The organism is Streptomyces sp. NPDC102462 (genome assembly GCF_044765425.1).
In the GTDB taxonomy this organism is placed as follows: Bacteria; Actinomycetota; Actinomycetes; order Streptomycetales; family Streptomycetaceae; genus Streptomyces.
In genome coordinates, this window is the sequence record NZ_JBIWKB010000005.1 from 233954 (window position 1) to 257666 (window position 23713).

The following is a 23713-nucleotide window of genomic DNA, read 5'->3' on the forward strand; positions in this document are numbered from 1 at the left end:
TACCCGCCCAGCCGGGACGGCGACGCCACCGTCCGCGGACTCAGCGAGGGGGACCCATGGCCGAGTTCTTGACGGAGACGAAGCAGTACCCCGCCGGCGAGCCGGCCGTGCCGGACAGCCGGCCACGGCCCGCCCGTCAGGACGGGCCCCCGCCCGACGGGCATGAGGCCACGGCCGTCCTGGACCGCGCCCGGGCGTCGCTCGACCCGGAACTGCGGGCCGCCGTCGACTCGCTGCCGGACGCCATGCGCCGGATCGCCCGCTACCACTTCGGCTGGGAGCACGCGGACGGCACCCCGGCCGCGGGCAACGCGGGCAAGGCGATCCGGCCCGCGCTCGTCCTCACCGCGGCGGCTGCGCTCGGTGGCCCCCGGGCGCGTACGGCGGCTCTCCCAGCCGCCGCGGCGGTGGAGCTGGTGCACAACTTCACGCTGCTGCACGACGACGTGATGGACCGGGACACTTCCCGCAGACACCGGCCCACGGCGTGGACCGTGTTCGGCGTCGCCGATGCGATCCTCGCCGGGGACGCCCTGCAGGCGCTGGCCCTGCGGCTGCTCGCCGAGGACCCGAACCCGTCGTCCCGGGCCGCGGCTGCCCGGCTCGCCGACTGCGTGGTCGAACTGTGCGAGGGCCAGCACACGGACACGGCGTTGGAGGAACGCGCCCCCGAGGCGGTCACGCTCGACGAGGTGATCGCCATGGCCGAGGCCAAGACCGGCGCGCTGATCGGCTGCGCCTGCGCCCTCGGCGGGCTGTACGCGGGGGCGGCCGAGGAGGAGGTCGCGGCCCTGGACGGCTTCGGACGGCAGGCCGGGCTCGCCTTCCAGTTGATCGACGACGTCATCGGGATATGGGGGGACCCGGGCCGCACCGGCAAACCGGCCGGCGCCGACCTCGCCGCCCGCAAGAAGTCGCTGCCGGTGGTCGCGGCCCTCACTTCCGGTACGGCGGCGGCGACCGAGCTGGCCGCACTGTACGGACGGCCGTACGACGAGCAGGACCTGGAGCGGACGGTGCTGGCCGTCGAGCGGGCGGGTGGCCGGGACTGGGCGCAGGCCGAGGCGGCGGACCGGATGTCCCGGGCGATGCAGGAACTGGCCCGCGCGGTTCCCGATCCGGAGGCGGCGGGGAGCCTCATCGCGCTGGCCGAGTTCGTCACCCGGCGCAGCAACTGAGGCCGACGGCCGGCCACCGGAGCCACCGGGCGCGTGCGGTTCCTGACCCCCGCACGTCCCCCGACGGCTCCGGCCCGGTGGACCCCGGATCCCGCGGTGCCCAGGGCCCGCCGACGCATGCCGGGCGGGACCCCTCGGCCCGCCCGCGCCGCCCAGTCGTGGGGCCCGCTCGCGCCGCCCGGCCAAGGGGCCTGCTCGCGCCAGTCGGCCGTGGGGCCGGGCCTCGCTGGCCAGCCGTGGGGCCTGCTCGCGCCGCCCGGCCATGGGCCCTGTTCGTGTTGCCCGACCAAGGGCCCGGTGTCGCCAGTCGGCCGAGGGGCGGGCCATCGCCCCCGACTCCTGCCCCGCATGCGCTGAGGGGGGCTGCCACGGCACGGGAAGCGCCGTGCCGCCGCACGCCCTACCCTGGGGGCATGGACAGCGAGGAACACGTCTGTCCCGCCTGCGGACAGCCCGTCGAGACGGTCGTCAAGCGGCACAAGACCCTGGGCGCCTGGGTCCCCGTGTGGGGCCCGGGCCCCTGCCACAACCCCGACTGCCCGGCCTGCGCCGACCCCGCCGCCGAGCAACAGCAGGGTGAGCCTCACACGAGTGGCGCGAAGAAGCCCTGAACCCGTCCGGCACCACCGGTGCGGCGCCCACGGTCCCGGAGCGCGCCGCAGGTCCGGCCGAGGCCGTAGCGTGGCCGCATGCCGAAACTCCCGTACATCCTCCACATCACGGAACGCCCCCTGTGGGAAGCGGCTCGCGAACGCGGCAGCTATGAGATGTCCACCCGTGGCCGCACGCTGCGGGAGGAGGGCTTCGTCCACTTCTCCACCCGCGCCCAACTCCCGCGCGTGGCGGCCTTCCTGTACGGCCCGCACGACCGCCCCGACAACCTGGTGGTCCTGGTCGTGGACCCGGCGCTGCTCGGCGTACCCGTGAAGTACGAGGCCGCGGAGCCGGGCGGCGAGGAGTTCCCGCACGTGTACGGGCCGGTGCCGGTCGAGGCCGTGGTGGACGTGGAGCCCTGGGGGTGACGACGGCCGCGGACCTACGACAGGCCCCGAACGCCGCCTGCGGCGAACGGGGACGGCCATGTGTACCCGTCTCCACGGGGCCTGCCCGCCGCCGTGCCCGGCGGCCCGGACTTCACCTGTGCGCCGTCACGCGTCGTTGAGCGCCGACGCCGGCAGGCCGCCCGTCTCCGGGTCACGGCCGGTCAGACAGTAGGTGCCGCCCGCCGGGTCGTGCAGCACCGTCCAGTGCGGGCCATGGGCCACGACGGCGGCCCCGAGGTCCTGGTGGCGGGCCCGGGTCGCCGCGATGTCCGCACAGGCCACGTCGAGGTGGGCGGCGGCGGGCCGCTCCTCGCCCAGCCGTTGCAGCAGGATCCGGACGGGCAGGCCCGGCGGCGGCCGCAGCACCCGGAACTCGGGAAGCGAGCCGGTCAGCCGCTCCCAGCCGGTCAACTCGGCCCAGAACGCGGACTCGGCGTCGTACGCGGACGGCGCGATGTCCAGGCACACCTGGTCCAGCCTGCTGCCCGCCACCACCGGGGGCCGGACCGACTCCCCGTGCCACGGCACGACACAGAACGGCTGTCCGGCCGGGGAGCGCAGCACGCACCAGCCGCCGTGATCGGCGACGGGAACCGCCCCGAGTGCTCGCGCGGACGCCACGAACGCCTCGACGTCGTCCACACAGAAGTCGAGATGGGCGCCGCCCGGACCGGCGGCGACGCCCTGCACCTTCACACAGGCGTCGGCGTCCGCCGGCACAAGGGTCACGAACTCGCCGTGTGCGCCGCGCGGTTCGGAGAGCCGCGTGCCGGTGACGGCCGCCCAGAACGCCCGCGCAGCCGAGACCCGCTCGGCGGGCCGGTCGACGAAGGCATGGACCCAGCGAATGCTCACCCACCGATCGTAGCCAGGCCCGCTTCGGCGAGAAACGCGATCATCACCTGCCCCAGCCAGGCCCGCTCCGCGCCACCCTCGGCCGTGCCGGACAAACCGACCGTCCTTGCCCGCGAGACCGGGCGGACCCGCGCCCACCCGTGGTCGCATCCAACTCTGGTGGCCCTACCATCCGGGAGCACCGAAGCGGCAGTGTGCATGCATCCTCCGTGCGGGAGCAGCCGCACTCCCTGGGCAAGGGGGGCGAGCGCCTTACGGTGCAGAGCACGTGATCTCGATGGCGAGGGCGCCCAGCGCTTCCTTCTCCGGTGGGTAGATGCTTCGAATGTTGGCAAGCTGCTGCTCGCGAGTGGCGGTGGGGTTCACGTTGGCGGGGCCTTCGCCGTCGAGCAGGGCCTCGAAGGACCCGTACTCCGTGACGCGCACCACGTGAACGTCGCACGTCTCGTCGGTGCCCTTGATGCGGAAGCGGATGGTGTCGCCGGCTGCGAGGTCGGTGAGGTGCGGGTATTTCACCCGCACCTCGATGGTTTTGGTGCCCGCTGCGACGAGCTCGAAGTACTGGCGGTAGAGGTTCAGCTCACGGACGCGGGCGGTGGTGTCGCTCATGGGGCGGGGACGCTCCTGGTGGCTGGTGCGGTCATCAAGCGGCCGATCTCGGTCGCCGTGTACGAGCGGAAGAAGTGGCGGGGGTCGGACAGCAAGGTATCGGTCATGGCCAGCAGTTGCTCGGCGTACTCCGCGATGGTGCCGGGCCACTGACGGGTGTCGAGCATCCAGTCAGCTGCGCCTTCTGGTAGGGGCGCACGGCCCTCGCGGATCAGCGACTTGGACAGCTTGGCGCCGGTGTCGGTGACGACCTGTGGGCAGAACAGGCGGGCGGGGAGTTGGGCGCGGGTGAGGCCGACTGCCTGGAGGGCTTCGTCGACCAGGTGCGAGCCGAAGACCCAGTCGCCGCCCTTGACCATGACGTGGAGTGTGCCGTGGGGGTTGGACAGGGCGAGTTCCTTGACCGCGTTGCGGTACAGGGTGGCCAGGTCGAGGTAGGCGCCTCCGGTCGGGGTGATGGTCGCCTCGTATGGGCCGTGGTGGAGGCATACGGCGGTGACGTGCGCGGTCTCGCGGTCAGTGAGGTGGACTCGGGTGCGTTCGGCATGTTTTTCGGCCCAGCCGCAGTTGGGGTGCGGGCAGGGGATGCGCAGGTGGGGGGTGCCGGTGGAGGGGGCGAGCCACCAGCGGGCGGCGTCGAGGCGGGGCAGGAGCCGCAGCCAGGTGCGGCGGAAGTGTTCGTCGGCCTGCTGCTGGCTGTAGGTCTCGACATGGTGGGGGATGCCCAGACGCCGGGACAGCGCGGTGAACAGGGGTTGGTAGAGGGCGGTGACTAGGTCGATCAGGGCCTCGTCGCCGAGAGCTTGGGCGTAGGCGCGCTGGTAGCGGTGACCGCTGAGCGGGTCGGTGGTCAGTTCGCAGGGGGCGTTGTCGAGGGCGCTGAAGAGGACCTCGGTGGGGATGCCGAAGCGGTCGCGCAGGCGGGCGGCCATGGCGAAGGCCAGGGACTGGACGAGTGAGGTGCCGATGTGCGGGGCGCCGTTGATCTGGGTGCCGACGACCAGCACGATCCGCTCGGGCGGGGTGGCCAGGATGCGCGGGGCCAGGACGTCCTCGGCGTGGTGGAGAGCGTTGGCGAGGACGGTGTTCGGTGAGACCGGGTGAGTCGTCATGGGAGGTCCCCCTGAGGTGGGTTGGGGTTCATTCGGTTCGGGTGTGGCCGAAGAGGAGGCGTTGGCGAGGGGTGCCGACGTCGAGGTAGCTGTCGATCTCGGTCGGAGTGGCGCTGCGGGCGAGCGGGTCCAGGCCGAGGACGAGAGCCACCGGGCTTCGTCGGCAGAGCAGGAGCGTCCAGGAGCGGCCTGCCGGGATGCGCTTGCGGTAGGGGTGCTGTCGAAGCGCAGGGCGACCTCGGTGGGCGTGATCGGGTGCAGGCGTGGCCCGATGTCCGGTGGGGGCGCGGTGGCCGGCCCGAGGCGGAGGGCGTCGGCGATTGTCCGCACGCGTTGCTCGACGACCGTCTGCGTCTCGTAGCGGCTGCGGGGTGGCTGGGGCACCAGCAGTACGCAGCAGAGAGTGGCGCCGGTCCGGGCGGTGTCCCGCCACGTGACGGTGGCCAGGGAAGCGATCAGCCCGGCGGAGACCGTGAGCGATCTGGTGCTGGCGGGAGTCAGCATGCCGGCACCGTGCTGTGCTGGAAGGCCGCCCACACGCACTTGCCGGGGCCCTGGCGTTCCTCCGTGCCCCAGTCGTCGGCGAGGGCCGAGACGAGCAGTAGGCCGCGGCCGGTCTCGGCGGTGGCCGGTACGTGTCGTCTGTGGGGTGGGGTGTCGCTGCTGTCGTGTACTTCGATGCGGAGTTGGGTGTCGGCGAGGGTGATGTGCACCAGCACCAGTCCGACTGAGGCGGCTCCGTGCAGGATGGCGTTGGTGGCGAGTTCGGAGACGCACAGCTGGACGTCGTCGAGCCGTTCGGTCCGGCCCCATTGGGTAAGGGTCTCGGCGACGAACCTCCGGGCGGCGCCGGGTGTGGTCCGGCATCGGTCGAAGAGCTTCCTGCGGCGCTCGACGTCGGCGCCGGGGGCAGGGGCCAGGGCGAGAGTGCCCGGCTTGCCGGGCGGTGTGCTGGGCATGGCCAACAGCCAACCGCTGTAGCTCGTTTGGGTCGGGAGCCGGCATGGGGGCCATGCCGGGGGCCACTATGGGGGCCAGAGTTCGCGTGCTGCGGGGTGAGGGGATGGGCGACACAGGGATCGGTGCTCTGCTCCTCCGGCTGCGCACAGAGCGTGGGTGGTCCCAGCAGCGGGTGGCCGACGAGTGCAACACCCTGGAGGGGCGGGCCGCCAAGACGGGCAAGGAGATCGGGCGCTACGAGCGCGAGGTGCGCATCCCGGCGCCGTATACGCGGAAGTACCTGGCGCAGGTCTTCGGTGTCGATGCCGCCGTGCTCGACCAGGCGGTCGCTGTCAGCAAGAGCCGACGGGGTGGGGAGAGCGCGGATGAGGTGGGGCAGGCACCGCTCGCGTGGCCCACGGCGCGGCCACGCACCGTCGCCGGAGCTGTGTCGGTGGATGCGGTGGCCTCGGCGGAGTTCGCCCGGTTCATCGCGCAGCGCAACACTGACGAGTTCGTCGTAGAGCAGTTGGAGGCCGATGTCGCTCGGCTCGCCCGTACTTACGTCAGCCATCCGCTGCTGGAGGTGTACGTCGAGATCAAGCGGCTTCGGAACGGGGTGTTCGAGTTGCTGCGCGGGCGGCAGCATCCCCGGCAGACCACCGACCTGTACGTCGCGGCCTCCCGGTTGTGCGGGCTGTCAGCGCACGTCTGCTTGGACCTGGGCGACTATGACTCTGCCGCCACGCACAGCCGTACCGCCAGGGCGTGTGCCGAGGCGGCCGGCCACGAGGGGATGCTGGCCTGGGTACGCGCTATGGAGTCCCTGATCGCCTACTGGACCGGGCACTACGAGCGGGCGGCCCGGCTGGCGCAGGCCGGTCGCCGGCACCGGGCGGGCGGCAGTATCGGGGCTCGGTTGGCGAGCCTGGAGGCGCGGGCACTGGCCATAGCCGGAGACCGGGCGGGTGCCGTAGCCGCGCTGGCGGGCGCCGAGCGCTCCCGCGAGGCGATGCGTGGCCACGAGGAGGTGCCGGGTATCTTCGCCTTCCCGGCCGCCAAGCAGTTCGCGTACGCCGGGACGAGCCACTTGGCCGTAGGCGGGCGGGAGCACGTCCAGCGGGCCATTGCCAGCGCTGACACCGCGATCCGGCTCTACCGCAGCGCCGAGACCGACGATCAGTCGGTGGGTGACCTGTTCGCCGCCCATGTCGATCTCGCCCGTGGTCATCTGCTCCTGGGCGACCTGGACGGTACCGAGACGATGCTCGGATTCGTCCTCGAATCCCCGCCGGAGCGCATGTCGGCCAGCATCGTGCGCCGGCTCACTGCTCTGGGCCGGGACCTGAGCGGCCCGCAGTACGGTGGAGCCGCGCAGGCCGCACACCTGCGCGAACGACTCCAGCACACGGCCGTCCTTGCAGCCGCACCCGCCGCCCACCCTTCGGAGTTGCCGACGTGACCGAACTGTCCGCCGCACACGACGCCGCTGTCACCGACCGGAGTCGCCTCGCCGGGAGCGCCTACAGCAGTGACCGGGATCTGGCTGCTCGCCAGTCTCTCTACCAGTGGCAGACGCCTCGTTATGACCTGCCCGGCATCGTCGCCGAGCAGCTGAGCGGCGTACGCGGGCGCGTGGTCGATATCGGTTGCGGCAACGGCAAATTCATCCAGAGGCTTCGTCACGACCGGCCCGATCTGGCCCTGCTCGGCCTGGACATCGCTCCCGGCATCCTCACCGGTGTCCCAGGCCCCGTCGCCGTGGCGGATGCCATCCGTCTGCCGCTGGCCGCGGCGAGCGTCGACGCTTCCTTGGCACTACACATGCTCTACCACGTCCCCGACATCCCCCAGGCAGTACGGGAACTGTCCCGGGTGGTCGCTCGTGACGGGCTGCTGATCGCGTCCACCAACAGCGACCAGGACAAGGCCGAACTCGACGACCTGTGGCAGCGGGCCGCAGGCGACGTCCTCGGCACCGGACGGGGCCCGGCCCGCATCTCGCTCAGCGCCCGCTTCTCCCTGGAGAAGGCCGGGGCCTTCCTGGGGGAGCAGTTCGGTCGCGTGGAGACGATCGAACTGCCCGGCACCATCTCGGTCCAGGATCCTGAGCCGGTCATCGCGCACATGGCGTCCTACCGGGCCTGGGCGGACCAGCACGATGTGCCGTTCGAGGCCACGATCGAGCGGGCCCGCGCGATCCTCGTCGATCACATCGCCCAGTACGGGGCCTTCGAGGTTACGTGCCTGGGCGGCATCCTCGTCTGCCGCCGCTGAGGGTCGGCTCTGCCATCGGCGTCGGCGGCGTACCGTGAGCCGTTCGCTCACCACCATGGGCGTCGGGTGCGGTGGGGCTGTGACTGGCGTGACAGTGAGGGCGCTTCGCCTGCTGCTGCCTGTGCGCGGGGCGCGCGTCAAGCGGGTCCAGTTCGTTCTCGGCCACGCGTCCGCCGTCATCACGTTGCGGATCTACACGCGCCCGTGGGCGTGGGAAAAAGACCGCACCCGGTCCGTCCGGGGCGCCGGGGTTGGCGGGCTGGGGGGCCGGGTGCGGGCAGGGAGACGCTGCAATCAAGGAAACCGCAGGTCAGAAGGCACAAAGAAGATCAGGCCTTCTTGGTCTCCCAGTAATGGGCCGGGTCGGTGACCTGCAGGGATGTTTCCTGTGGGGCGCTGACCTGGCCTTTTGGTGATTGATGGCGATGGGGTGCGATGGTCGCTAGCGGGTGTCCTGCGGACTGTGTGCGGACTGCTTGGGCCTGCGCGAGCATGGCCCCGCTGGGGCGGGCGTCGAGAGTCCCCTGGAGCACGGTGTCAGCCGGGGCGCCGTCCGCACCGTCGTCGCCGACCTCGTGAGCAGGCGCACCGCGGCCGGGCGGGCCTTGCGCTGTGCCGGGACCGCCGAGGTCCCCAGGGTGCCGTCCGAGGCCGGCAGTCATCACGCCGGCGTGAGACAGGGCTCCGGCGTTGAGTGCCTTGGTGAGGAAGCCGGATTGCCTGGGAGATGGCGGCCTTGGCGCGGGTGCGTCGGCTGTTACGAGGGGCGGTCTTGTGGCCCGGGCGGCGGACCGCCGTGGCTCGTCCCGGCTCGTGACCCAGGCCCGGCGCCTGCGCAGCGCGCTGGCGGAGGGGGTGGCCGCCTGACGAGCCGGGGCTGTCGCAGCCGTACTCGACCCACCTAACGCCCCGTTCCTAAACATCAACGCCGAGGGCATGATGAGCCGTTGTGAAAGAGTTAGTGATCGCTCTCGTGGCAGCGGTGTTCGGGTTGGCCGGAACCGTGATGGGTGCCGTCATCGCAGCACGCTCAACCAGAATCGGCGCCGAAAAGAACGCTGAGAGCGTGAGGCGACAGGTGCAGGACCAAGGTGCCGTTGAGCATGGCCATTGGCTGAGGCAGCAACGGCTCAGTACATATGAGGGCTTCCTCGAAGCGTGGGACGAGTGCTTGCGCATCACACAAGCGTCTGGAGACGGGCACGAGACCGACTCAACGGGCCTCGATGATCTGAGAGGGGCCGCTGGCCGTATGGCGGAACGCGCACGGCGCATAGCCCTCTTGGGGCCGGAGGAAGTTACACACGCGGCTGAGGAACTGACCGCGACAATGCAGGAAGACGTCGAGGTCTCCACTCGGTTCATCGAAGCAGCCCAAGCCGCGAGAGCGGCCGTCGACGGCCGCCCGGTTGCCCTCGACGCCGTGACCGAGGCAACAGAGGAATACAGGCAGCGCACGGGGCAACTTGCAGAGCTCATACAGGCCGCACGTGATCAGGGGCGAGATCTACGAGACCTCGATGGTCACCCCCTGTTGCGCGAAGTAATGCTGAGCATGGAGCAGTACCGGAAAGCTTCCGCAGAGGCGCAGGGAGCATTGTTGGAGAATTTCGAGCGGCTGTCCGCAACCATGGACGAGGCATCCACAATGGTTGATGTACTCAAGCGCAACAAGGAAGCACGGGAACTCAGCCGGGAACGCTTCACGAGCGCGGTTCGAAAGGCGCTCGGCACTCCGCCTCTGCCCGAGTAGCGATTTTGAACGGGGGTAAGCGGTGCCCGTCTCCCCCGAACTGACCGAAGATCTCACCGAGCGGGTGGTCAGCTCCATGAAGTCCCGGACGGCTACGAGCCTGCTGCCCCACCAGGAGAGCACGGGATTTACGCGCCCTGCAATTTGCGTGTGGAGCAAGTAGGCGGAGGGTCGCCGACCCCTCAGCGCCAGTCACGAGAAGTATTGAGATCGATCACGGGAGGTAAGGCCGGCGAGTATCCGGGGGCCTCAACATGACGCCCGGCCGTCCGGGACTCCGGTCAGCGGGCACGGGCATACCCCGCCCCGGGCTCCCGTGGGGTCTCCCGTGGCCTGGAGCCCCGCCCGGGGCGTCCGGCCGTACCCGCCAGCACGAGGCCCTAGGAGGTACCGTCCCGGGTTGCAGCCAGCAATGGACCGCCAACCTCGCTCAGAAGCACTAGAGTTGGGGGCGTTCCGGGGGCCAGTGCCCCCACCACGGGTGACTTTGCGAGCCTGGGCCCGACGTCCCAGGTGAGTGGTCCGCATTGCGGCTGCGAGTCGCTTCATGCGCCTGCATAAAAGGGAGAACGGCTACCCGGCGGCTCTGGCCAGGCCACCCCCAATGAGCCCCAGACGTCGGTGGGCCTCAGCAAGACCACACGTGTGTCACGTGGTGGTCGGGCTGAGGTCTGACACCCGGTCCGATCACCGGAAAGGTACTCGGACCGTTGAATCTCTCTCTCGGCGTCAAGGTGCTGATCGTCGTCATCTGCGCCCTGCTCTCCATCATCGTTGGCATGGTGGCTGGCTTCTTGAGCTACATGCCCGGGTCGCCCGTCGGGCAGGCTGTCTTGTACGGCGGTGGCGCGTTCGCTGGCTGCCTGCTCCTGTGCCTGGCCGTGCTCACTGCCCTCAGGGTGTTCTGAAACGTCGGAGCCCCGGAGGCCGAGGAGGCTCTCCGGGGCTCCGACATGACCTCCGAGAAGGTCAGCCGGTCGAACCACCCGGCTCGATCTCCTTGGGCTGCTCCCCCGGCAACAGACGATCAACCATGGTCTCGGGCTTGGCGTCCATACCTAGCGCCTTCATGGCGGCGGCCGAGTTCAGGCGATCTTTCGCCTCCGAGTCCTCGACCCGATCGATGAAGGACGTCGCGATCTCGAGCTTGTGGTCGATGTCGATCTTCTTCTCGTTGTCCTCGGCGGCCTTCGTCAGGTTGGCCATCGTGCGCTTCGAGTGCACGGCCAAAGCGCCACCGCCGACCGTGATCAGCGCCCCGGTCAGGGCTGTCACGTACGGCAGATAGCTGACGTCAGGGTTCCCGGCGTGCACCAGCGCCAGGACGGCACCAGCGAGGATCACCAGTGCGCCGCCTGTCATGAACCACACGCTCAGGCGGAACGTCCACTCGGCCTGCTTCAGCGTGTGATTCAGAAAGTCGAAATGGAACTTCTGCCGCTGCTCAGCGAGCCGGTTTTCTTGAGTCTGCGCGTCACCGATCTGCACCCCGTGGCTTTGTTCGATGAAGACGTTCTGGATCTGGTCAACTCGCTCGACCTTCTGTTCGACCCGGGTGCCGTTGGCGGCCCGCCACGTGTTTGAGGCGATGGCCTCCCCAACCTGTCGAGCCAACTGCGCGCCGATGATGCCCGCGATCTGGGAGCCGACTCCGCCGCTGTTCCCCCCGCTTGCCTTCCCCGTCATTGCACCCGCCCCGTTCCCGTCAAGTGACACTGCATCAACGTGATTCAGGCTAGCGCCAGGGGCCAACAACGCGGGGCAAACGCAAACCCCTCCAGGGTCGGCACTGTTAGCTATCAGCGACGAACGTGCCCAAGCCCGGCTCGGTGCAGACCTGGCCCGTGTCGCGCAGGTGTGCCAACGCCTTCTGGGCGGTGCTGGCAGCGATGCCGGGTTAACTATTCGGGTGTCCACGTACGACGCCACCACCAAGGAGATGCGCGAGGTCAGCGCACGGGGATGGTCGGTCGACACCATGCCGAACCTGCCGTTGCTCGATGACCGGTGGCCGCTCTGCGAGTGCTACCGCTGCCGAGGCAACGGCACCCCGACCGACGCTGATCTGGCCGGCCGTCAGCCCCACCCCAACCTCACAGGGTGGGGCTATGTCGTTTCAGCAGGTCAGCACCCAATTCGCCTCCATCCACTCACAGTTACGTGATAGTGCGCTATTCTCATGCCGTGCCCACGGCGGAGCTGCGAACTCCTGTGAGCACGGCAGAACTTCATGTCTTGTCACCTCTGTGATCCGCATGAGCACGCGGGGCGTTCCAGAGGGCGTGTGATCTGTCTGGCATCTGCGCTTGCACGGGAAAGTCACGTGTACCCCAGAAGCCATCCGACGTCAGGTCGCACTCGACTTAGCCTGTCTTCTGCCTGCACCACGAACAGATCACTAACAGCCAGGCTTGCGCCTGGTTTCTGAGATCCCCGGCGAGACGTCGGATGCAGGGCTTCTCAGTTCGAGCCACGTTAGTTGTGGCCGAGCTGATGAGTGCCCTGCGCATGAGTCCCCTGCTCGGTCACCCGACCCGAAAGGTACCGAGTCAGTTGGACGGGGCAATGACGATCGCCATCCTCGCCGTCGCAGGTGTGGCCTCGATCTCCCTCTTCGCGCTGAAGGGGGTTTTGGATCAGGTTCCGGACGTGATCAATTCGGCCAGCCGTGCACGCGAAGCGTGGCACCGTTTCAAGAGCGCGGGTGACGAGCAACCGTCCCCGCCCGTGACGGAGCTGCCGCCCGCCCTCCCGGTGGACGGAGGGGACGAGGAGCAGCCGCCTGCCGCCGCGTAAGGTCGTCCCGGCCTCCCGTGGGGTCTCGGGGCGCACGAGACCCTGCCCCCGGGCCCAGTGGACACACGAGAGGCCACGGGCGGTACCCCCCGTGGCCTCGTGTTCTATGACCAGGCGAAGCTAGGCGGCGACGGCCACCCGGAACCGGATCGGAGCCAGAGCGGCACCCCCGGAAAGAGGTGTGGGCGTTCCTTTCACCAGCCGTCGAGGGAGACTTCCGGACCACCCGCGAGGTAGCCGTGGAGGGCACTGGCGGTGGTGTCCACGAACTCCGCGGGGATGGCGTCGGCATCGACCCAGCGGACCTGGGCGTGCTTGCGCGGTTCGCGGTTTTCGGGTTCCCCGGTCCATTCGTGGGCGGCGAAGACCACGGTGAGGAAGCCGTTGGGGGCCTCCACGCCCCAGGCACCGTGGATGATGTGGGCGACCTTCAGGGCCTCCGGCTTCACGGCCAGACCGGTCTCCTCGTACAGCTCCCGCACTGCCGTCTCTGTGATGGGCTCGCCGGGTTCGCTCTTGCCGACCGGGAGGTCCCACATGCCCTGGGCGAACTTGGCGTTCTGGCTGCGCTGGAGAAGGACGACGCGATTGGTGACCTTGTCGTGGACGATGACGGCGGCGACCAGCAGGGTCATGGATTCGAGGGCGGGCGGCAGGGCTTTGGGCTGGTCGTCGGTTGTCCGCTGAGCCACGGCTGGTGTCCCTTCGTCGGCCGGTTGGTGGCAGCTTAGGCCAGTGCTTCGCGTGCGCGGCGGGCGAGTTCGGCGGCTCCGGGCACTTTGCGGCGCTGGTAGATGGAGAGGGTGGAGCGGAGCGAGGTGATGGCCTTGCGGGTGCGGTCGGAGGTCATGCCCTCCATCAGGGTCAGGGACTGGGACCAGGCGGCTACGGCCTCGTCGGCGCGGGCCTGGGCAGCGAGGCTGTCGCCGAGGTCGGCGTAGGTGAGGGCGTGGACGCGCTTGTACTTCTCGGGGTCCCAGCGCACCAGGGCGTCGCGGTGTTGTTGTTCGGTGCCGACGTGATCGGCGAGGTCGGTCAGGGTGCGGGCGGTGTGGCTGGCGACGGTGCCGGCTGCCGGGCCGCTGACGCGGGAGTAGCTGGGCTGGGGGCCGTCGTCGCGCAGGAGGGCGTCTTCGGCGGCGAGCAGGGCACGAGCCGCTGCGGGCTTCGCGCCGACCGCGGCGTAGGCGCGGGCGTGGGTGATGTGCAGCAGCGCTTCGGTCTGGCCGTCGACGTGGCCCAGGCCGCGGGTGAGGGCCCCTTCGACCAGGTCGACGCAGTGGTGGGGCTGTTTGAGGCTGAGGGACTGATGGGCGAGGGCGCGCATCATCCAGGCGGCGTGACCGCACGGGTCGGCCTCGCAGGCGAGCTGGTAGCCGACCTGGTAGTAGCGCTGGGCGGCGCCTTCCTGGCCGAGGTCGTGGTGCTTCCACCCAGCGAGGTAGGCGAGTTCAGCGACCGCGCCGAAGGCCGCTTGTCGTAGGGCTTCGTTCGGGAATCGACCGCGGAGCATGGGAGCGGCGGTGTCGGCGAGGTAGGCGGTGACCGTGGTCAGGCCATGGCCGCCGCCGAGGCGTTCGTCAGCCGCACTGAAGGCTGCGGTGATCTGCCGTACGACCTCCACGTCCTCCATTCCGACCAGCGCGCTGCCGGTGCGGGCCCGCAACATGCGAGCGGTGGCCTCGTGATCGTAGAAGAGCGGCATAGCCACGCCGGCCGTAGTGAAGGCCGCCACGGCAAGGAAACGGCGGCGCTCGACGTCGGCACGGCCCAGATCGGTGGCGGCCAGAACCGGATCGGGCTCATCAGCCACCGCTGCTTCCGCTGCGCGAAGGCCGATCTCGGCCAAGGTGATGGTGCGGCCTGCTCGTCTGGACAGCGCCTCAGCGAGGTACTGGCCGGTCCGTCCGGTCGGCTGGCGCGTGCCGTTCACCCAGTGGGAGACGGCCGACTTGTTGGTCTGGAGGATCTCGCCGTTCTCGGCTGCGATGCGCCGGATGTCCTTCGCCAGCGCCTCGTACGTGCAGCCGATCGCCTCGATGACGTCACGCAGACGGGAGTTGGGGCCCCTCGGCGTTGCTGCCACGATCGCCTCCACTCAGGAGCTGTAAACCGCGTATACCGCTTCAACTGCCTCTCACCGTACCCACTGTGCGTGACGGAGGGTTCACTAAACATCAGCCGCCCGGCCCCGGTCCGACACCGTGACCAGGCTCCCCCCTTCGGCCGGGCGGCCCCCGAAGTTCCGTACGCCTACACCGGGTTCGGGCATTCCCATGCCTGTGCCCGGCCGATCAGAGACGGAGACACGGTGACCACCATCGACACCGCGGCCATCACGGTCGTACTGCCCGAGGCGTTCGACGAGCGCTGGAGCCGCCTGCCCGGCATCCAGGTCGCCGGCCCGCGCATCACCATCGACCCGGCCGAGTACTTCTTCCGCTTCGAGTCCAACAGCTGGCTCGTCGCCGACTGGGAGCTGGTCAAATCCCAGCTCCTGGATGTGGAGGAGACCACAGAGAGCACGGTCGAGCAGCTGGCGCTGGACTTCATCAAGGCCCACGCCGAGTCCACTTCGGACGCCGCTCGCGTGCTGTCCACTGCCTACGAGGTGTACTCCTACCTGTTCCGCGACGAGCACCTCGCCAGCCTGGGCCTGCCGCAGATCACCGCGGAGCACCTGCGGATGCTGCGCGAGGCGGCCACGCTGATGGCGCTGAACAAGGTGGAGCTGGACGGGCACATCTCCAACGTCGGCCCGTGCTGGTTCTTCCCGGCCGCCACCTCCGTCGTCTTCGACCTGGACGACGAGATGGGCGGGACGCTCGACGAGGTCTACCACGGCGGCTGGTTCAACGAGCACCGCCGCATTGAGTCCATCAAGGCCCACGCCGCCCTCGGCGGGCGGCTCGTGCACGGCTGCCAGTCCGTGCCGGACCAGTCCGGTGGCGTCATCGCGCCCTACGGCGCGTCGATGACCGCCTTCCGCGACGACCTCGCGGCCTTCAAGTCCGGCTGGATCGAGCAGGTCTACGCCCACCGCGTGAGCCCTGCCGCGTAGCACCACACCGCACGCCAGGCTCCGGGGCGGGCCGGCACCTCTCGCCCGCCCCGGACGCCTTCAACCTCTCTGGAGCCCCCACGTGACCGTGAACCCCAGCGCCGAACTCCTCGACAACCTGCTCACCATGGCTGGCCGGACCACCGCCGTGCGCGAGGAAGTGCGCGTGTGGTCCATGTCCGGTGTCGAGCGCCTGACCTTTCCCGACGCCACCACCGCGATCTTCAAGTACGCGAAGCAGCCCTTCGACAGAGAGGACCAGGCCCTCCGTCTGGCGCACACGCTCGGCGTCCCCGTCCCACAGGTCCACGCCTCCGCCGTGCTGGACGGCTGGCTCGGCATGCTCATGGAAGATCTCGGCCCCGCCGTCCGCGACGCCGACGACCTCGACGGCACGGCCGCCGCCGTGGTCCTGCACGGCACCCGTACTGCTGCCGCCCTGCCTGTCCTCGACCAGGCCAGCCTCCGCACACTGCCGAACCGGGCCTTGGAACACCTCGCCCGGCTCCGCAAGGCCGAGCGCTGGCAGGACGCGGACGACATCGAGGACGCGCTCGACCGCATCGCCCAGGCCGCCGAGGTGCGTTCGGCCGGTACGACCGTGGCCCCGTTCGGATGGGTGCACTCCGAGTTCCACCCCACCAGCCTCCACCTCAGCCAACACGGTTGGCGGCTGCTGGACTTCGCCCGCGCCTTCACCGGCCCCGGCCTGCTCGACCTCGCCAGCTGGCACGGCACCCTCGACACCCCCGACCCCCTACGCCTGCGGGTCTTCCTGGAGCAGTACGTCACCGCCGGCGGTACCCCCGATGCCCTTGCACAGCGGGGCGGACTCACCGCCGAGAACTGGGCCCTGGGCTGGCACCGCATGTGGGCCGTCGAGTGGTTCATGGAGCAGTCCATCCGCTGGATCAACGACCCGGCGACCGACCCCGCCTACATCAAGGCCGTACGCCGCCATCTCACCGACGTCCTCCACCTCCTGGAGGTGTGACGTGCTCGCCCAGGCTTCCCCGTGGTACGTCCACGCCCTCCAGCGCACCACGGCCAGTCCCGCCGAGCCACTCTCGGTACCCGCCCGGATGGAATGGACGACGCGGCCCGGCAGCGGACCCGGCGCCGAGATCCTCGGCACGGACCTGCGTCGCAAGCGGCTGCTGGAACTCGGCTGCGGCCCCGGCCACAACGCCGCCCACCTCGCCACCCGCTACGGCGCACAGGTCACCGGCGTCGACTTGGTCGGCCTCCAGGTCCGCCGAGCCCGCTCGCATTACGGCCGGCTCAACAACCTGACCTTCGTCGCAGGCCACGCCCTGCACTACCTGCAAGCCTCCGACGAACACTTCGACGCCGTCTACTCCGTCTTCGGAGCCATCGGCCTGGTAGCCCCCGAGCTTCTGCTCCCGGCCATCGCCCAGCACCTGAAACCCGGGCGCACACTCGCCTTCTCCGTCCCCCACCCCCAGCGCGGCGGCCTGCGCCCCACCACCGACGACCGGCCCCGCCGGGACTACGTCACCCTCCCTGACCGCACCCGACTGCCCATCGCCCGCTGGGACTTCGACGCCATCCGCTGGGAGAAACACCTCGACCGCGCCGGCCTCTGGCTCACCTCGGCACAGGAGTTCCACGACGCCCGTCGCGGCCTCTGGCCCACCACCCTGCTGATCACCGCGCGCAAGCTCTGACCCCCACCCCACCCAGAGGGAGAACCCATGCGCCAGCCCTATTTGCTTCTCGACGTTGACGGCGTCCTCATATCCTTCCCCGCCGCCGATGGGAGCACCCCGGCCACCCACGACCGCCACGATGTCGTTCCTGCCGGCCGCAGCGCCGACAACCCGGTCACCATCTGGCTCAACCCCGCACACGGCCCCCTGCTCGTGCACGTGATCCGAACCGGCCTGGTCACCCCCGTCTGGTGCACCAGCTGGCGCCAGGACGCCACCACGCTGATCGGGCCGCTCCTCGGTCTCCCGCCTCTGCCCTACGTCGATCTCCCCCGTCCACAGATCACGACCAGCCAACCCAACGGCTATCTCTGGAAACGAGACCATGTCGATGTCTGGTTGGGCGACACACCTGTCGCTTGGGTCGATGATGACTTCACCGCCCTCGACCACGCCTGGGCAGCAGAGCGCACGGCGCGTGGAGTGGCGACTCTCCTGGTCCAGCCCGATCCCCACATCGGGTTGTTGACCGAGCACCTGGCTGAGGTCATGGGATGGGTTGCTCGGCTTTCCGACCTGCGCGCCAGCGATCCCTCTTCTGCGTCCGGAGCCGAAGCAGCCTGACGCGATCACAGAGCAGGACGTCAGCACCGGCCGACAGCCAACTGCTTCATCTATCGATGCCGTCCGCGTTCCTCGGACTTGGAGGTCAGCGCCGTGACCGAGGGTTGGGCTGTCATGGGCGCAAAGGACACTCCGGGCGTCCTGGTTCGCCTGCGTGCCGCCTGCGCTCGCTTGTTCGGCTGGACGGTAATGCGCCAGTTGAGGACTTCGGCGGGCTGTTCGGCGGTGTCGAGTTCTCGTTGGGCAGCGACTTCGGCCAAGAGACGCCGGGGGTTGTAACCGGCAGTCTCGGCGCGGGCGAGGGTTGTGGTCAGGGCCGGCCAGGCAGGGTCGGCGAGGATGCGGTCGGCGTGGTCTGGGAGGGCTGCGCGCAGGTCCTGCTCGAAGCGGCGGACGGTGGCGCTGCGTGGGGCGCGGCGGGTGAGATCCGCCAGTACCGGCTCGCCGGCCTGTTGGTAACCCGCCTGCAGATGGCGGAAGGCTGCCTCGGCTGCTGCCGCCTGCTGCTCGTGGCCGCGTTGTTCGTGCCACTTGACGGCTGCCCGCGCCAGATGGAGCGCGGCGAAGATCAGGGCAATGGCGAGTCCGCCCGGATCATGTGTGGCGTAGGCGAGTTCCTTGGCGGCTTCCCGGAAGGCGGTGGCGGCCTGGTGGTCGGCCCGGATCGCCGAGCGGCGGGCGCGGTTGAACGCCCTTGCGGCGGCTTGCAGTTCGGCCCGGTGCTCGCCGTTGGCGGCGAGGGCCAGGTTGTGGAGGGCGTCGCCGAAGGCATCCAGATGGCCTTGGGCCACCTCGTCGTCGCCCGAGTCGAGGACCGTCTGGGCATCGAGGATGGCGGTCTCGGCGCGATGCCACGGTTCGGCCGGGTCCGCCACCTGCTGAGGGCGGTCGGCTACGTCCTGGGTCGGCAGGAGTTCGCAGAGCCGGTTGTAGGACAGGTCGGGGGCGAGCTTTGAGCCGCCGTACCAGACCGGCTCGCCGTTGGCCGTGTCGCCGGGCGCAGACAGGCTGTAGCCGGTCACCTCGCCGGTCTCGGGGCCGATGCGCGGCCTGACCTGGATGCCGAGGGAGCGCAGCACGGTGAAGTACTCGTCGATGCTGCGTACGACGGCGGCGACTGCGTACGCCTGCTCGCGCAGCCACTCCCGCGCGGTCTCCTCCCGGCCCTGGCGTTCTGCCTTCGCCCGCTCGGCGCCGGTAGGGGTACGCGGGGCGGTGAGGTCGCCGGACTTCAAGCGGCGCAGCCCGAACTCGGCCTCGATCTTGCGGCATTCCCGCTGGGCCCGCCAGCCGTCCCGGTTCGTTCGGGGGCGGCGGCCGTCGGCGCGGACGGTGGTAGCGAGGATGTGGATGTGGTCGTCGGCGTGCCGGACTGCGATCCAGCGACACGCCTTGTCGTCTCCCTCGGGGGCGATGCCCGTGGCGGCTACGACGCGGCGGGCAACCTTGGCCCACTCAGCGTCGGTGAGGTAGCGGTCGCCGGGCGCGGTGCGTACGGGGCAGTGCCACACATGCTGCGGAGGCTGCTTCCCGCCGAGCTCCCGGGTGCGGAGGTCGACGTGGTGGTCCAGGCGCCGGGCGAGCTGGGTGTAGGTGGCCTCGGGGTTGCGGCCGGGGTCAGGGGCGCCGGCCATGTCCCAGGCAGCCACGATGTGGGGGTCCGTGTGCTCGTCGCGCCGCCCCTTGCCGAAGAGGTAGTTGATCAGGCCGAGGGTGCTGGAGCCGGTGGAGACGTCAGGCACCATGACCGGCTCCTTCCGCCAGGAGCCGGTCCATGAGTGCGTAACTGGCCTGGGCGGCCTGCTCAATGCGGTCGAGGACGGCCTCGGCACGCTCGGGTATCGTGCCGGAGTGGATGGCTGTCGTGACCTGGTTGAGGTTGGTGCCGATCCGGTTCAGCGCCTTGGTGTGCGCTTCGATGGCCTCCACCAGCGGGCGGATGGGGTCGTCCTCTGGGCTGCCGACCTTGCCCGCCTTGCCGAGCGCGACGGCGAGGGCGGCGTCGCCGACGAAGCCGGCGAACTTCTGGTGGCGCCGCCTGGCCTCGGCATCGATGAGGCGGACCGCGGTCGGGGTAAAGCGGATCTTCTTCTCCTGGTCGCGCTTCTCGATGGTGCGTTTGCGGTTCATCCGCACAGGCAGTGCGGGGGCGTCGGGCTCACGCCACGAGGGCTGCTCAACGGCGGCGGGCGCGTGACGGGCAGACGGCTCGGCGAGTGGGGTGTTGGAGTCGGTGACAGGATGCTCGGCGCTGTCGGCGGCAGACGCGGTGCGGGGCTCGGTCACCCCCTCCTCAGGCTCGGGCGCCCGTTGGCGCCCGGCCCCCTCTCCCGCCGCCACCCCAGGGGCGGAGGCAAGCGCGGACGAAGCCCCGTTAGGGGCTCGTTCGCTCCAGCTTGCTGCTGTTCGTCGGTCCCGGCTGAACCAACCCCAGCGGCGGGACGAAGAGGAGTTCGTGTCGTTCTCGGTGTGCATGGTGGTGCTCCGAAGGAGAGGGGGGATCGGGCTGTGTCACGTCCGTCGCATCCGTCGCATGCCTGGTCAACACAGGTACGGAGACGCGGGCAGGTACGGAGAACTCCGTCCCGGCGAGAGAGTCCGTCCCCGCGCTGACCTGCGCGGGGACGGATGCGACGAAGTGATACGGGCCCCGGTGGGATCAGAGAGCGCGCGTCGGCCCGGCGGGGCCACCGGGCGGGCCGACAGGCAGCGTCCCGGCCGGGGCGGCGGGCGGCCTGCCCTGGGCCACGCGTGCAGGGGCAGCGCCGTGTTCGCGCTCGGGTGCCGCCTCGACGAGGTCCGGGCAGTTGCGGGCCCAGGCGTCCAGGAACCGGTTGCGCATGTACGCCTTGGCCTGCCTGCCCTTGTCGAACCGGTAGTTGGCCGGGCTGATGTTGAAGTCCCGCAGCAGGTTGCTCAGGTGGTACGCGTTCAGCCCTTTGGTGCCGTACTCCGCCCACGGGGCCTCAGCGTCCTGGAGCAGCGAGGCGACCAGATCCTGAGTGGCCAGGGCCTCGGGGTTGTCCGCCTGCGCGAAGATGCGGTGGATGTCGCGCAGGAGCCGCGTCTTCAGGCTGCTCTGCTCGTCCTGGGCCGCCTCGTGGCGGGTCATGGCCAAGCAGGCGTCACGAGCCTGGGCGGGCCACTGGCCGCCTGACAGGTCGGCGATGATGACCAGCGGCTCCCAGGTGTCCGCCGCCCGGTCTTCCACCGGCATCTGCGGCACCATTCGGGCAGCCCGCCCGCGCAGCGGACCCAACCAGGCGGTCAGCCGGTCACGCAGCGCGTTGAGTTCCGGCACCGAATACCGGGAGCGGAACGGGGTGACCTTCTCGCCCGGCTTGCGCTTCTGCATTCGCAGCACGACTGCCCGGTCCATGACCGTGTCCGGCAGGTCGCCGATCCCCGCGATGGCAGCCATGGCGAAGGTGGGGAACGGGGTCGGTTTGTGATCCGGACCGGAGATCCGCCACGCGGGCCGGTTGCGCTGGTGCCCGGCATTCAGCAGGCCGCGCAGGATCTCACTGTCACCGCTCGCCTTGGGGCCGAAGATGGTGTCTGCCTCGTCCACCAGCAGAGTAGGCGGGTTCTTGCCGATGATCCGGAAGATGACCGCCGGGGAGGTGTTCACCGTCATCATCGGCTGGTGCACTGTCTCGTGGAGTACGTCCAGAACCCGGGACTTGCCGCACCCCTTCGTCGGACTCACCACCGCCAGACGCGGAGCATGCTGCAGAGCCGTCTGGATGTGCGTGGCCGCCACCCACAAGGTGACAGCGGTCAGCGCCTCCTCGCTGGGCAGTACCACGTACTTGCCGATCGCTGCCCGCAACTCGTCCAGCAGCGTGACCCCGTCAGCGGCTACCTGAGCACCGGCGCCTTCATGGCCGCCGGCGCGTGTCCCGCCATCGGTGGCTGCGCTCTCTTGTTGCTCGGCCCGCTCTACGGGGACGTCGGTCCCCGGCGACAGGTGACGGCCGCTGTCCCGGTCCCCACTGCGGTCCCCTGGTGCAACTCCAGAGTCTTGGGGACCGGTCCCCGTTGGCGCGCCGATGCCGCTGACCTGCACGTCTCCAACGGAATTGGGTATGGGGACCGTGGTTCGCGCCGACAGGGGACCGGATGTGTCGCGGGGACGGTCCCCTGATACCGCATCAGCAGAATGCTCGTCCCCGCGGCGTCCGGGGACGCCTTGGCCGGGGACCGCGACCTCGGGCCAGTTGACCTTGAGGACCGTGTTCGGGTTGGTGGGGGACGTAGAGTCCTCCATAGACGTTCCTCTCAGACGAGGGGCAGGACGGGCAAGGTCCAGCCCCTCGTCGGCTTGTTCGTTCAGGGATGGGCGGTGTGCGGGGGACTCTCCGGCCTTCGGCGTTGGCGCGCCGAGGGCCGTTTCCGTGTCCCGGGCCTCCGACGGCTCAGGAGGCCAGACCCCACTCGTCTCGGCCCTCGATCAGCGCCCGCTCGTAGCGCAGCAGCTCGGCCTCGGGGTACAGCACCCGCTTGCCGATCTTGATGCCGCGCGGGCCCTTCTCGATCTGGCGCCAGTAGCGGACTGTGCTCTCCGCTGTGCGGTAGCGCTCGGCGACCTCGGCGGTGGTCAGATATCGCATGCATTCCCAATCGACTAGGTGGCAATCCGGTCTGCATAGGTTGTACTCGACGATCGTCGGTTAACCAAATCGGCAAGCATATGTTTCAATTGGGAAAGCAACGGTCAGGGTGGAGGTTCGATGGCAGGCGACAAGGCCGACGGCGGTGAGGTGCCGCTGCTCTACAGCGAGGGCAACATCGCCGCGCGGGTGGCGCTGGAGCGCGAGGTCAGGGGATGGAGCACGATCGAGCTGGCGGACCGGGTGTCCAAGGCCGGCGTCAAGATGAACCAGACCGCCGTCTGGCGCATTGAGAACGGCACCCCACGCCGCCGTATCAACGTCGACGAAGCCCTCGCCTTCGCCCGCGTCTTCGAGCTGCCCCTCGAAGAGCTGATGTCCCCGCCGTTGGAAGGGCTGGACCTCGACAGCAGACGGCTCGTCCAGGAAGCCGTCGAGGCGTACTACGAGACACGCGATGCCGAAGACCGACTGCACCACGCAGTCGTCGGCATCGCCGAGTACATCCAGGCCCACCCCGACAGCTCACGGGCCATCCACGAGCAGTGCCTTCGCCTCATGGGCGATGAGCGCGACGCCCGCACCCTCACCGAGCACATCGAGGGCGGCGGCTACCACCGATAACCAACCCAAGGGAGAAGCCACTTGGCGAACATTCAGAAGCGCCCCAATGGCAAATGGCGGGCCCGCTACCGAGACCTCGACGGCAAGGAGCACGCCCGCCACTTCGACCGCAAGATCGACGCTCAGCGCTGGCTGGACGAGGTCACGGCCAGCATCGTGACCGGCCAATACGTGGACCCGCGCGCCGGACGGATCACCTTCGAGCAGTACGCGAAGAAGTGGGAGGAGTCACTCATCGCCAGCGAGGCGGGGGAGCGCATCACCGACAACGCGCTCCGACTCCATCTCGTCCCGGCACTGGGCTCCCGCGCCATGGCGGCGATACGCCGCAACGACCTCCAGGTGCTCTTGGGCCTTGTCCCCGAGGAGTGGACACCTGTTCGTGTCGTTATGCGGCAAGTGTCAGGGTAGCTGACTGCTGTTCGTAGGCGATCGGCGCCTGCTGTCCGTTCGCCGAGTGGCGTCGGCGGGTGTTGTAGCGCGTGGTCCAGCGGAAGACCGCCAGGCGGCAGGCGCGGACCCCGTCGTAGCGGAGGGCGCCACGGAGCGTCTCGCGTTT

General features: G+C 69.8%; 25 protein-coding genes and 2 pseudogenes. 14 read left to right on the forward strand and 13 right to left on the reverse strand.

Annotated elements, in window-relative coordinates; all coding sequences use genetic code 11:
- The first annotated feature begins 56 nt into the window (after positions 1–56).
- The 3 genes from ACIRFL_RS07055 to ACIRFL_RS07065 all read left to right on the forward strand — a co-directional run bounded on the left by ACIRFL_RS07055 (position 57) and on the right by ACIRFL_RS07065 (position 2200).
- A complete protein-coding gene (locus ACIRFL_RS07055; RefSeq protein ID WP_404024802.1) occupies positions 57–1178 on the forward strand; it encodes a family 2 encapsulin nanocompartment cargo protein polyprenyl transferase in 1122 nt (373 codons plus the stop codon).
- Positions 1179–1591: 413 nt separating this feature from the next.
- Positions 1592–1789, forward strand: a complete 198-nt coding sequence (locus ACIRFL_RS07060; protein ID WP_404024804.1) for a hypothetical protein — start codon at positions 1592–1594, stop codon at positions 1787–1789.
- Positions 1790–1867: 78 nt separating this feature from the next.
- Positions 1868–2200, forward strand: coding sequence for a DUF952 domain-containing protein (locus ACIRFL_RS07065; protein WP_404024806.1), 333 nt, complete (start codon positions 1868–1870; stop codon positions 2198–2200).
- 126 nt (positions 2201–2326) lie between these two features.
- On the opposite strand, the gene ACIRFL_RS07070 is transcribed toward ACIRFL_RS07065, so the two are convergent.
- The 5 genes from ACIRFL_RS07070 to ACIRFL_RS07090 all read right to left on the reverse strand — a co-directional run bounded on the left by ACIRFL_RS07070 (position 2327) and on the right by ACIRFL_RS07090 (position 5756).
- Positions 2327–3076 (reverse strand): VOC family protein, encoded by a 750-nt coding sequence (locus tag ACIRFL_RS07070; RefSeq protein WP_404024808.1) that lies wholly within the window; start codon positions 3074–3076, stop codon positions 2327–2329.
- 252 nt (positions 3077–3328) lie between these two features.
- On the reverse strand, positions 3329–3685 hold the full coding sequence (locus ACIRFL_RS07075; RefSeq protein WP_404024810.1) for an ASCH domain-containing protein: 357 nt from the start codon (positions 3683–3685) through the stop codon (positions 3329–3331).
- Positions 3682–4797 carry a hypothetical protein gene (locus ACIRFL_RS07080; RefSeq protein ID WP_404024811.1) on the reverse strand — a complete coding sequence of 372 codons (1116 nt, stop codon included), beginning with the start codon at positions 4795–4797 and terminating at the stop codon, positions 3682–3684. The genes ACIRFL_RS07075 and ACIRFL_RS07080 overlap by 4 nt, the downstream gene beginning before the upstream one ends.
- A 28-nt stretch (positions 4798–4825) precedes the next feature.
- On the reverse strand, positions 4826–4948 hold the full coding sequence (locus tag ACIRFL_RS07085; RefSeq protein ID WP_404024813.1) for a hypothetical protein: 123 nt from the start codon (positions 4946–4948) through the stop codon (positions 4826–4828).
- A gap of 346 nt (positions 4949–5294) precedes the next feature.
- A complete protein-coding gene (locus ACIRFL_RS07090) occupies positions 5295–5756 on the reverse strand; it encodes an ATP-binding protein (RefSeq protein ID WP_404024816.1) in 462 nt (153 codons plus the stop codon).
- Positions 5757–5860: 104 nt separating this feature from the next.
- Between ACIRFL_RS07090 and ACIRFL_RS07095 the strand changes: the two genes are divergently transcribed.
- The 4 genes from ACIRFL_RS07095 to ACIRFL_RS07110 all read left to right on the forward strand — a co-directional run bounded on the left by ACIRFL_RS07095 (position 5861) and on the right by ACIRFL_RS07110 (position 10674).
- Entirely contained in the window at positions 5861–7198 is a 1338-nt protein-coding gene (locus tag ACIRFL_RS07095) for a helix-turn-helix domain-containing protein (RefSeq protein ID WP_404024818.1), read from the forward strand.
- Positions 7195–8013: a class I SAM-dependent methyltransferase gene (locus ACIRFL_RS07100; RefSeq protein WP_404024819.1), complete on the forward strand. Its 819-nt coding sequence runs from the start codon at positions 7195–7197 to the stop codon at positions 8011–8013. Before ACIRFL_RS07095 ends, ACIRFL_RS07100 begins: the two co-directional genes overlap by 4 nt.
- 961 nt (positions 8014–8974) lie before the next feature.
- The gene (locus tag ACIRFL_RS07105) at positions 8975–9766 is read left to right on the forward strand and encodes a hypothetical protein (protein ID WP_404024821.1); all 792 of its coding nucleotides are present in this window, start codon (positions 8975–8977) and stop codon (positions 9764–9766) included.
- Positions 9767–10476: 710 nt separating this feature from the next.
- Entirely contained in the window at positions 10477–10674 is a 198-nt protein-coding gene (locus ACIRFL_RS07110) for a hypothetical protein (protein ID WP_404024823.1), read from the forward strand.
- 61 nt (positions 10675–10735) lie between these two features.
- Here the strand turns inward: ACIRFL_RS07110 and ACIRFL_RS07115 are convergent, their stop codons facing one another.
- Complete coding sequence (locus ACIRFL_RS07115; RefSeq protein WP_404024824.1) at positions 10736–11452, reverse strand: hypothetical protein; 717 nt, start codon at positions 11450–11452, stop codon at positions 10736–10738.
- Positions 11453–12331: 879 nt separating this feature from the next.
- On the opposite strand from ACIRFL_RS07115, the gene ACIRFL_RS07120 reads away from it, so the two are divergent.
- On the forward strand, positions 12332–12562 hold the full coding sequence (locus tag ACIRFL_RS07120; protein ID WP_391393276.1) for a hypothetical protein: 231 nt from the start codon (positions 12332–12334) through the stop codon (positions 12560–12562).
- 194 nt (positions 12563–12756) lie between these two features.
- On the opposite strand, the gene ACIRFL_RS07125 is transcribed toward ACIRFL_RS07120, so the two are convergent.
- Positions 12757–13254: an NUDIX domain-containing protein gene (locus ACIRFL_RS07125; RefSeq protein WP_404024826.1), complete on the reverse strand. Its 498-nt coding sequence runs from the start codon at positions 13252–13254 to the stop codon at positions 12757–12759.
- 35 nt (positions 13255–13289) lie between these two features.
- A complete protein-coding gene (locus tag ACIRFL_RS07130; RefSeq protein WP_404024828.1) occupies positions 13290–14660 on the reverse strand; it encodes a tetratricopeptide repeat protein in 1371 nt (456 codons plus the stop codon).
- 213 nt (positions 14661–14873) lie between these two features.
- On the opposite strand from ACIRFL_RS07130, the gene ACIRFL_RS07135 reads away from it, so the two are divergent.
- From ACIRFL_RS07135 to ACIRFL_RS07150, 4 genes are all read left to right on the forward strand, one after another.
- Positions 14874–15623, forward strand: a complete 750-nt coding sequence (locus tag ACIRFL_RS07135; RefSeq protein ID WP_404024831.1) for a hypothetical protein — start codon at positions 14874–14876, stop codon at positions 15621–15623.
- Positions 15624–15705: 82 nt separating this feature from the next.
- A complete protein-coding gene (locus tag ACIRFL_RS07140; RefSeq protein ID WP_404024834.1) occupies positions 15706–16617 on the forward strand; it encodes a phosphotransferase family protein in 912 nt (303 codons plus the stop codon).
- 1 nt (position 16618) lies between these two features.
- On the forward strand, positions 16619–17311 hold the full coding sequence (locus ACIRFL_RS07145; protein ID WP_403356241.1) for a class I SAM-dependent methyltransferase: 693 nt from the start codon (positions 16619–16621) through the stop codon (positions 17309–17311).
- Between the two features lie 27 nt (positions 17312–17338).
- Entirely contained in the window at positions 17339–17917 is a 579-nt protein-coding gene (locus tag ACIRFL_RS07150; RefSeq protein WP_404024836.1) for an HAD domain-containing protein, read from the forward strand.
- A gap of 50 nt (positions 17918–17967) precedes the next feature.
- Here the strand turns inward: ACIRFL_RS07150 and ACIRFL_RS07155 are convergent, their stop codons facing one another.
- The 4 genes from ACIRFL_RS07155 to ACIRFL_RS07170 all read right to left on the reverse strand — a co-directional run bounded on the left by ACIRFL_RS07155 (position 17968) and on the right by ACIRFL_RS07170 (position 22530).
- Positions 17968–19662, reverse strand: coding sequence for a relaxase/mobilization nuclease domain-containing protein (locus ACIRFL_RS07155; RefSeq protein WP_404024838.1), 1695 nt, complete (start codon positions 19660–19662; stop codon positions 17968–17970).
- Positions 19652–20203 (reverse strand): hypothetical protein, encoded by a 552-nt coding sequence (locus ACIRFL_RS07160; RefSeq protein ID WP_404024841.1) that lies wholly within the window; start codon positions 20201–20203, stop codon positions 19652–19654. The genes ACIRFL_RS07155 and ACIRFL_RS07160 overlap by 11 nt, the downstream gene beginning before the upstream one ends.
- A 373-nt stretch (positions 20204–20576) precedes the next feature.
- Positions 20577–21749 (reverse strand): DUF3631 domain-containing protein, encoded by a 1173-nt coding sequence (locus tag ACIRFL_RS07165; protein WP_404024866.1) that lies wholly within the window; start codon positions 21747–21749, stop codon positions 20577–20579.
- A gap of 586 nt (positions 21750–22335) precedes the next feature.
- Positions 22336–22530 (reverse strand): AlpA family transcriptional regulator, encoded by a 195-nt coding sequence (locus ACIRFL_RS07170; RefSeq protein ID WP_019889361.1) that lies wholly within the window; start codon positions 22528–22530, stop codon positions 22336–22338.
- A 120-nt stretch (positions 22531–22650) separates the two neighbouring features.
- Between ACIRFL_RS07170 and ACIRFL_RS07175 the strand changes: the two genes are divergently transcribed.
- On the forward strand, positions 22651–23154 hold the full coding sequence (locus ACIRFL_RS07175) for a helix-turn-helix transcriptional regulator (RefSeq protein WP_358712800.1): 504 nt from the start codon (positions 22651–22653) through the stop codon (positions 23152–23154).
- 21 nt (positions 23155–23175) lie between these two features.
- Positions 23176–23341 (forward strand): annotated as a pseudogene (locus ACIRFL_RS07180) (site-specific integrase); the annotation flags it as partial.
- A 201-nt stretch (positions 23342–23542) separates the two neighbouring features.
- Here ACIRFL_RS07180 and ACIRFL_RS07185 read toward each other — a convergent pair.
- A pseudogene (locus ACIRFL_RS07185) lies at positions 23543–23713 on the reverse strand (IS3 family transposase); the annotation flags it as partial.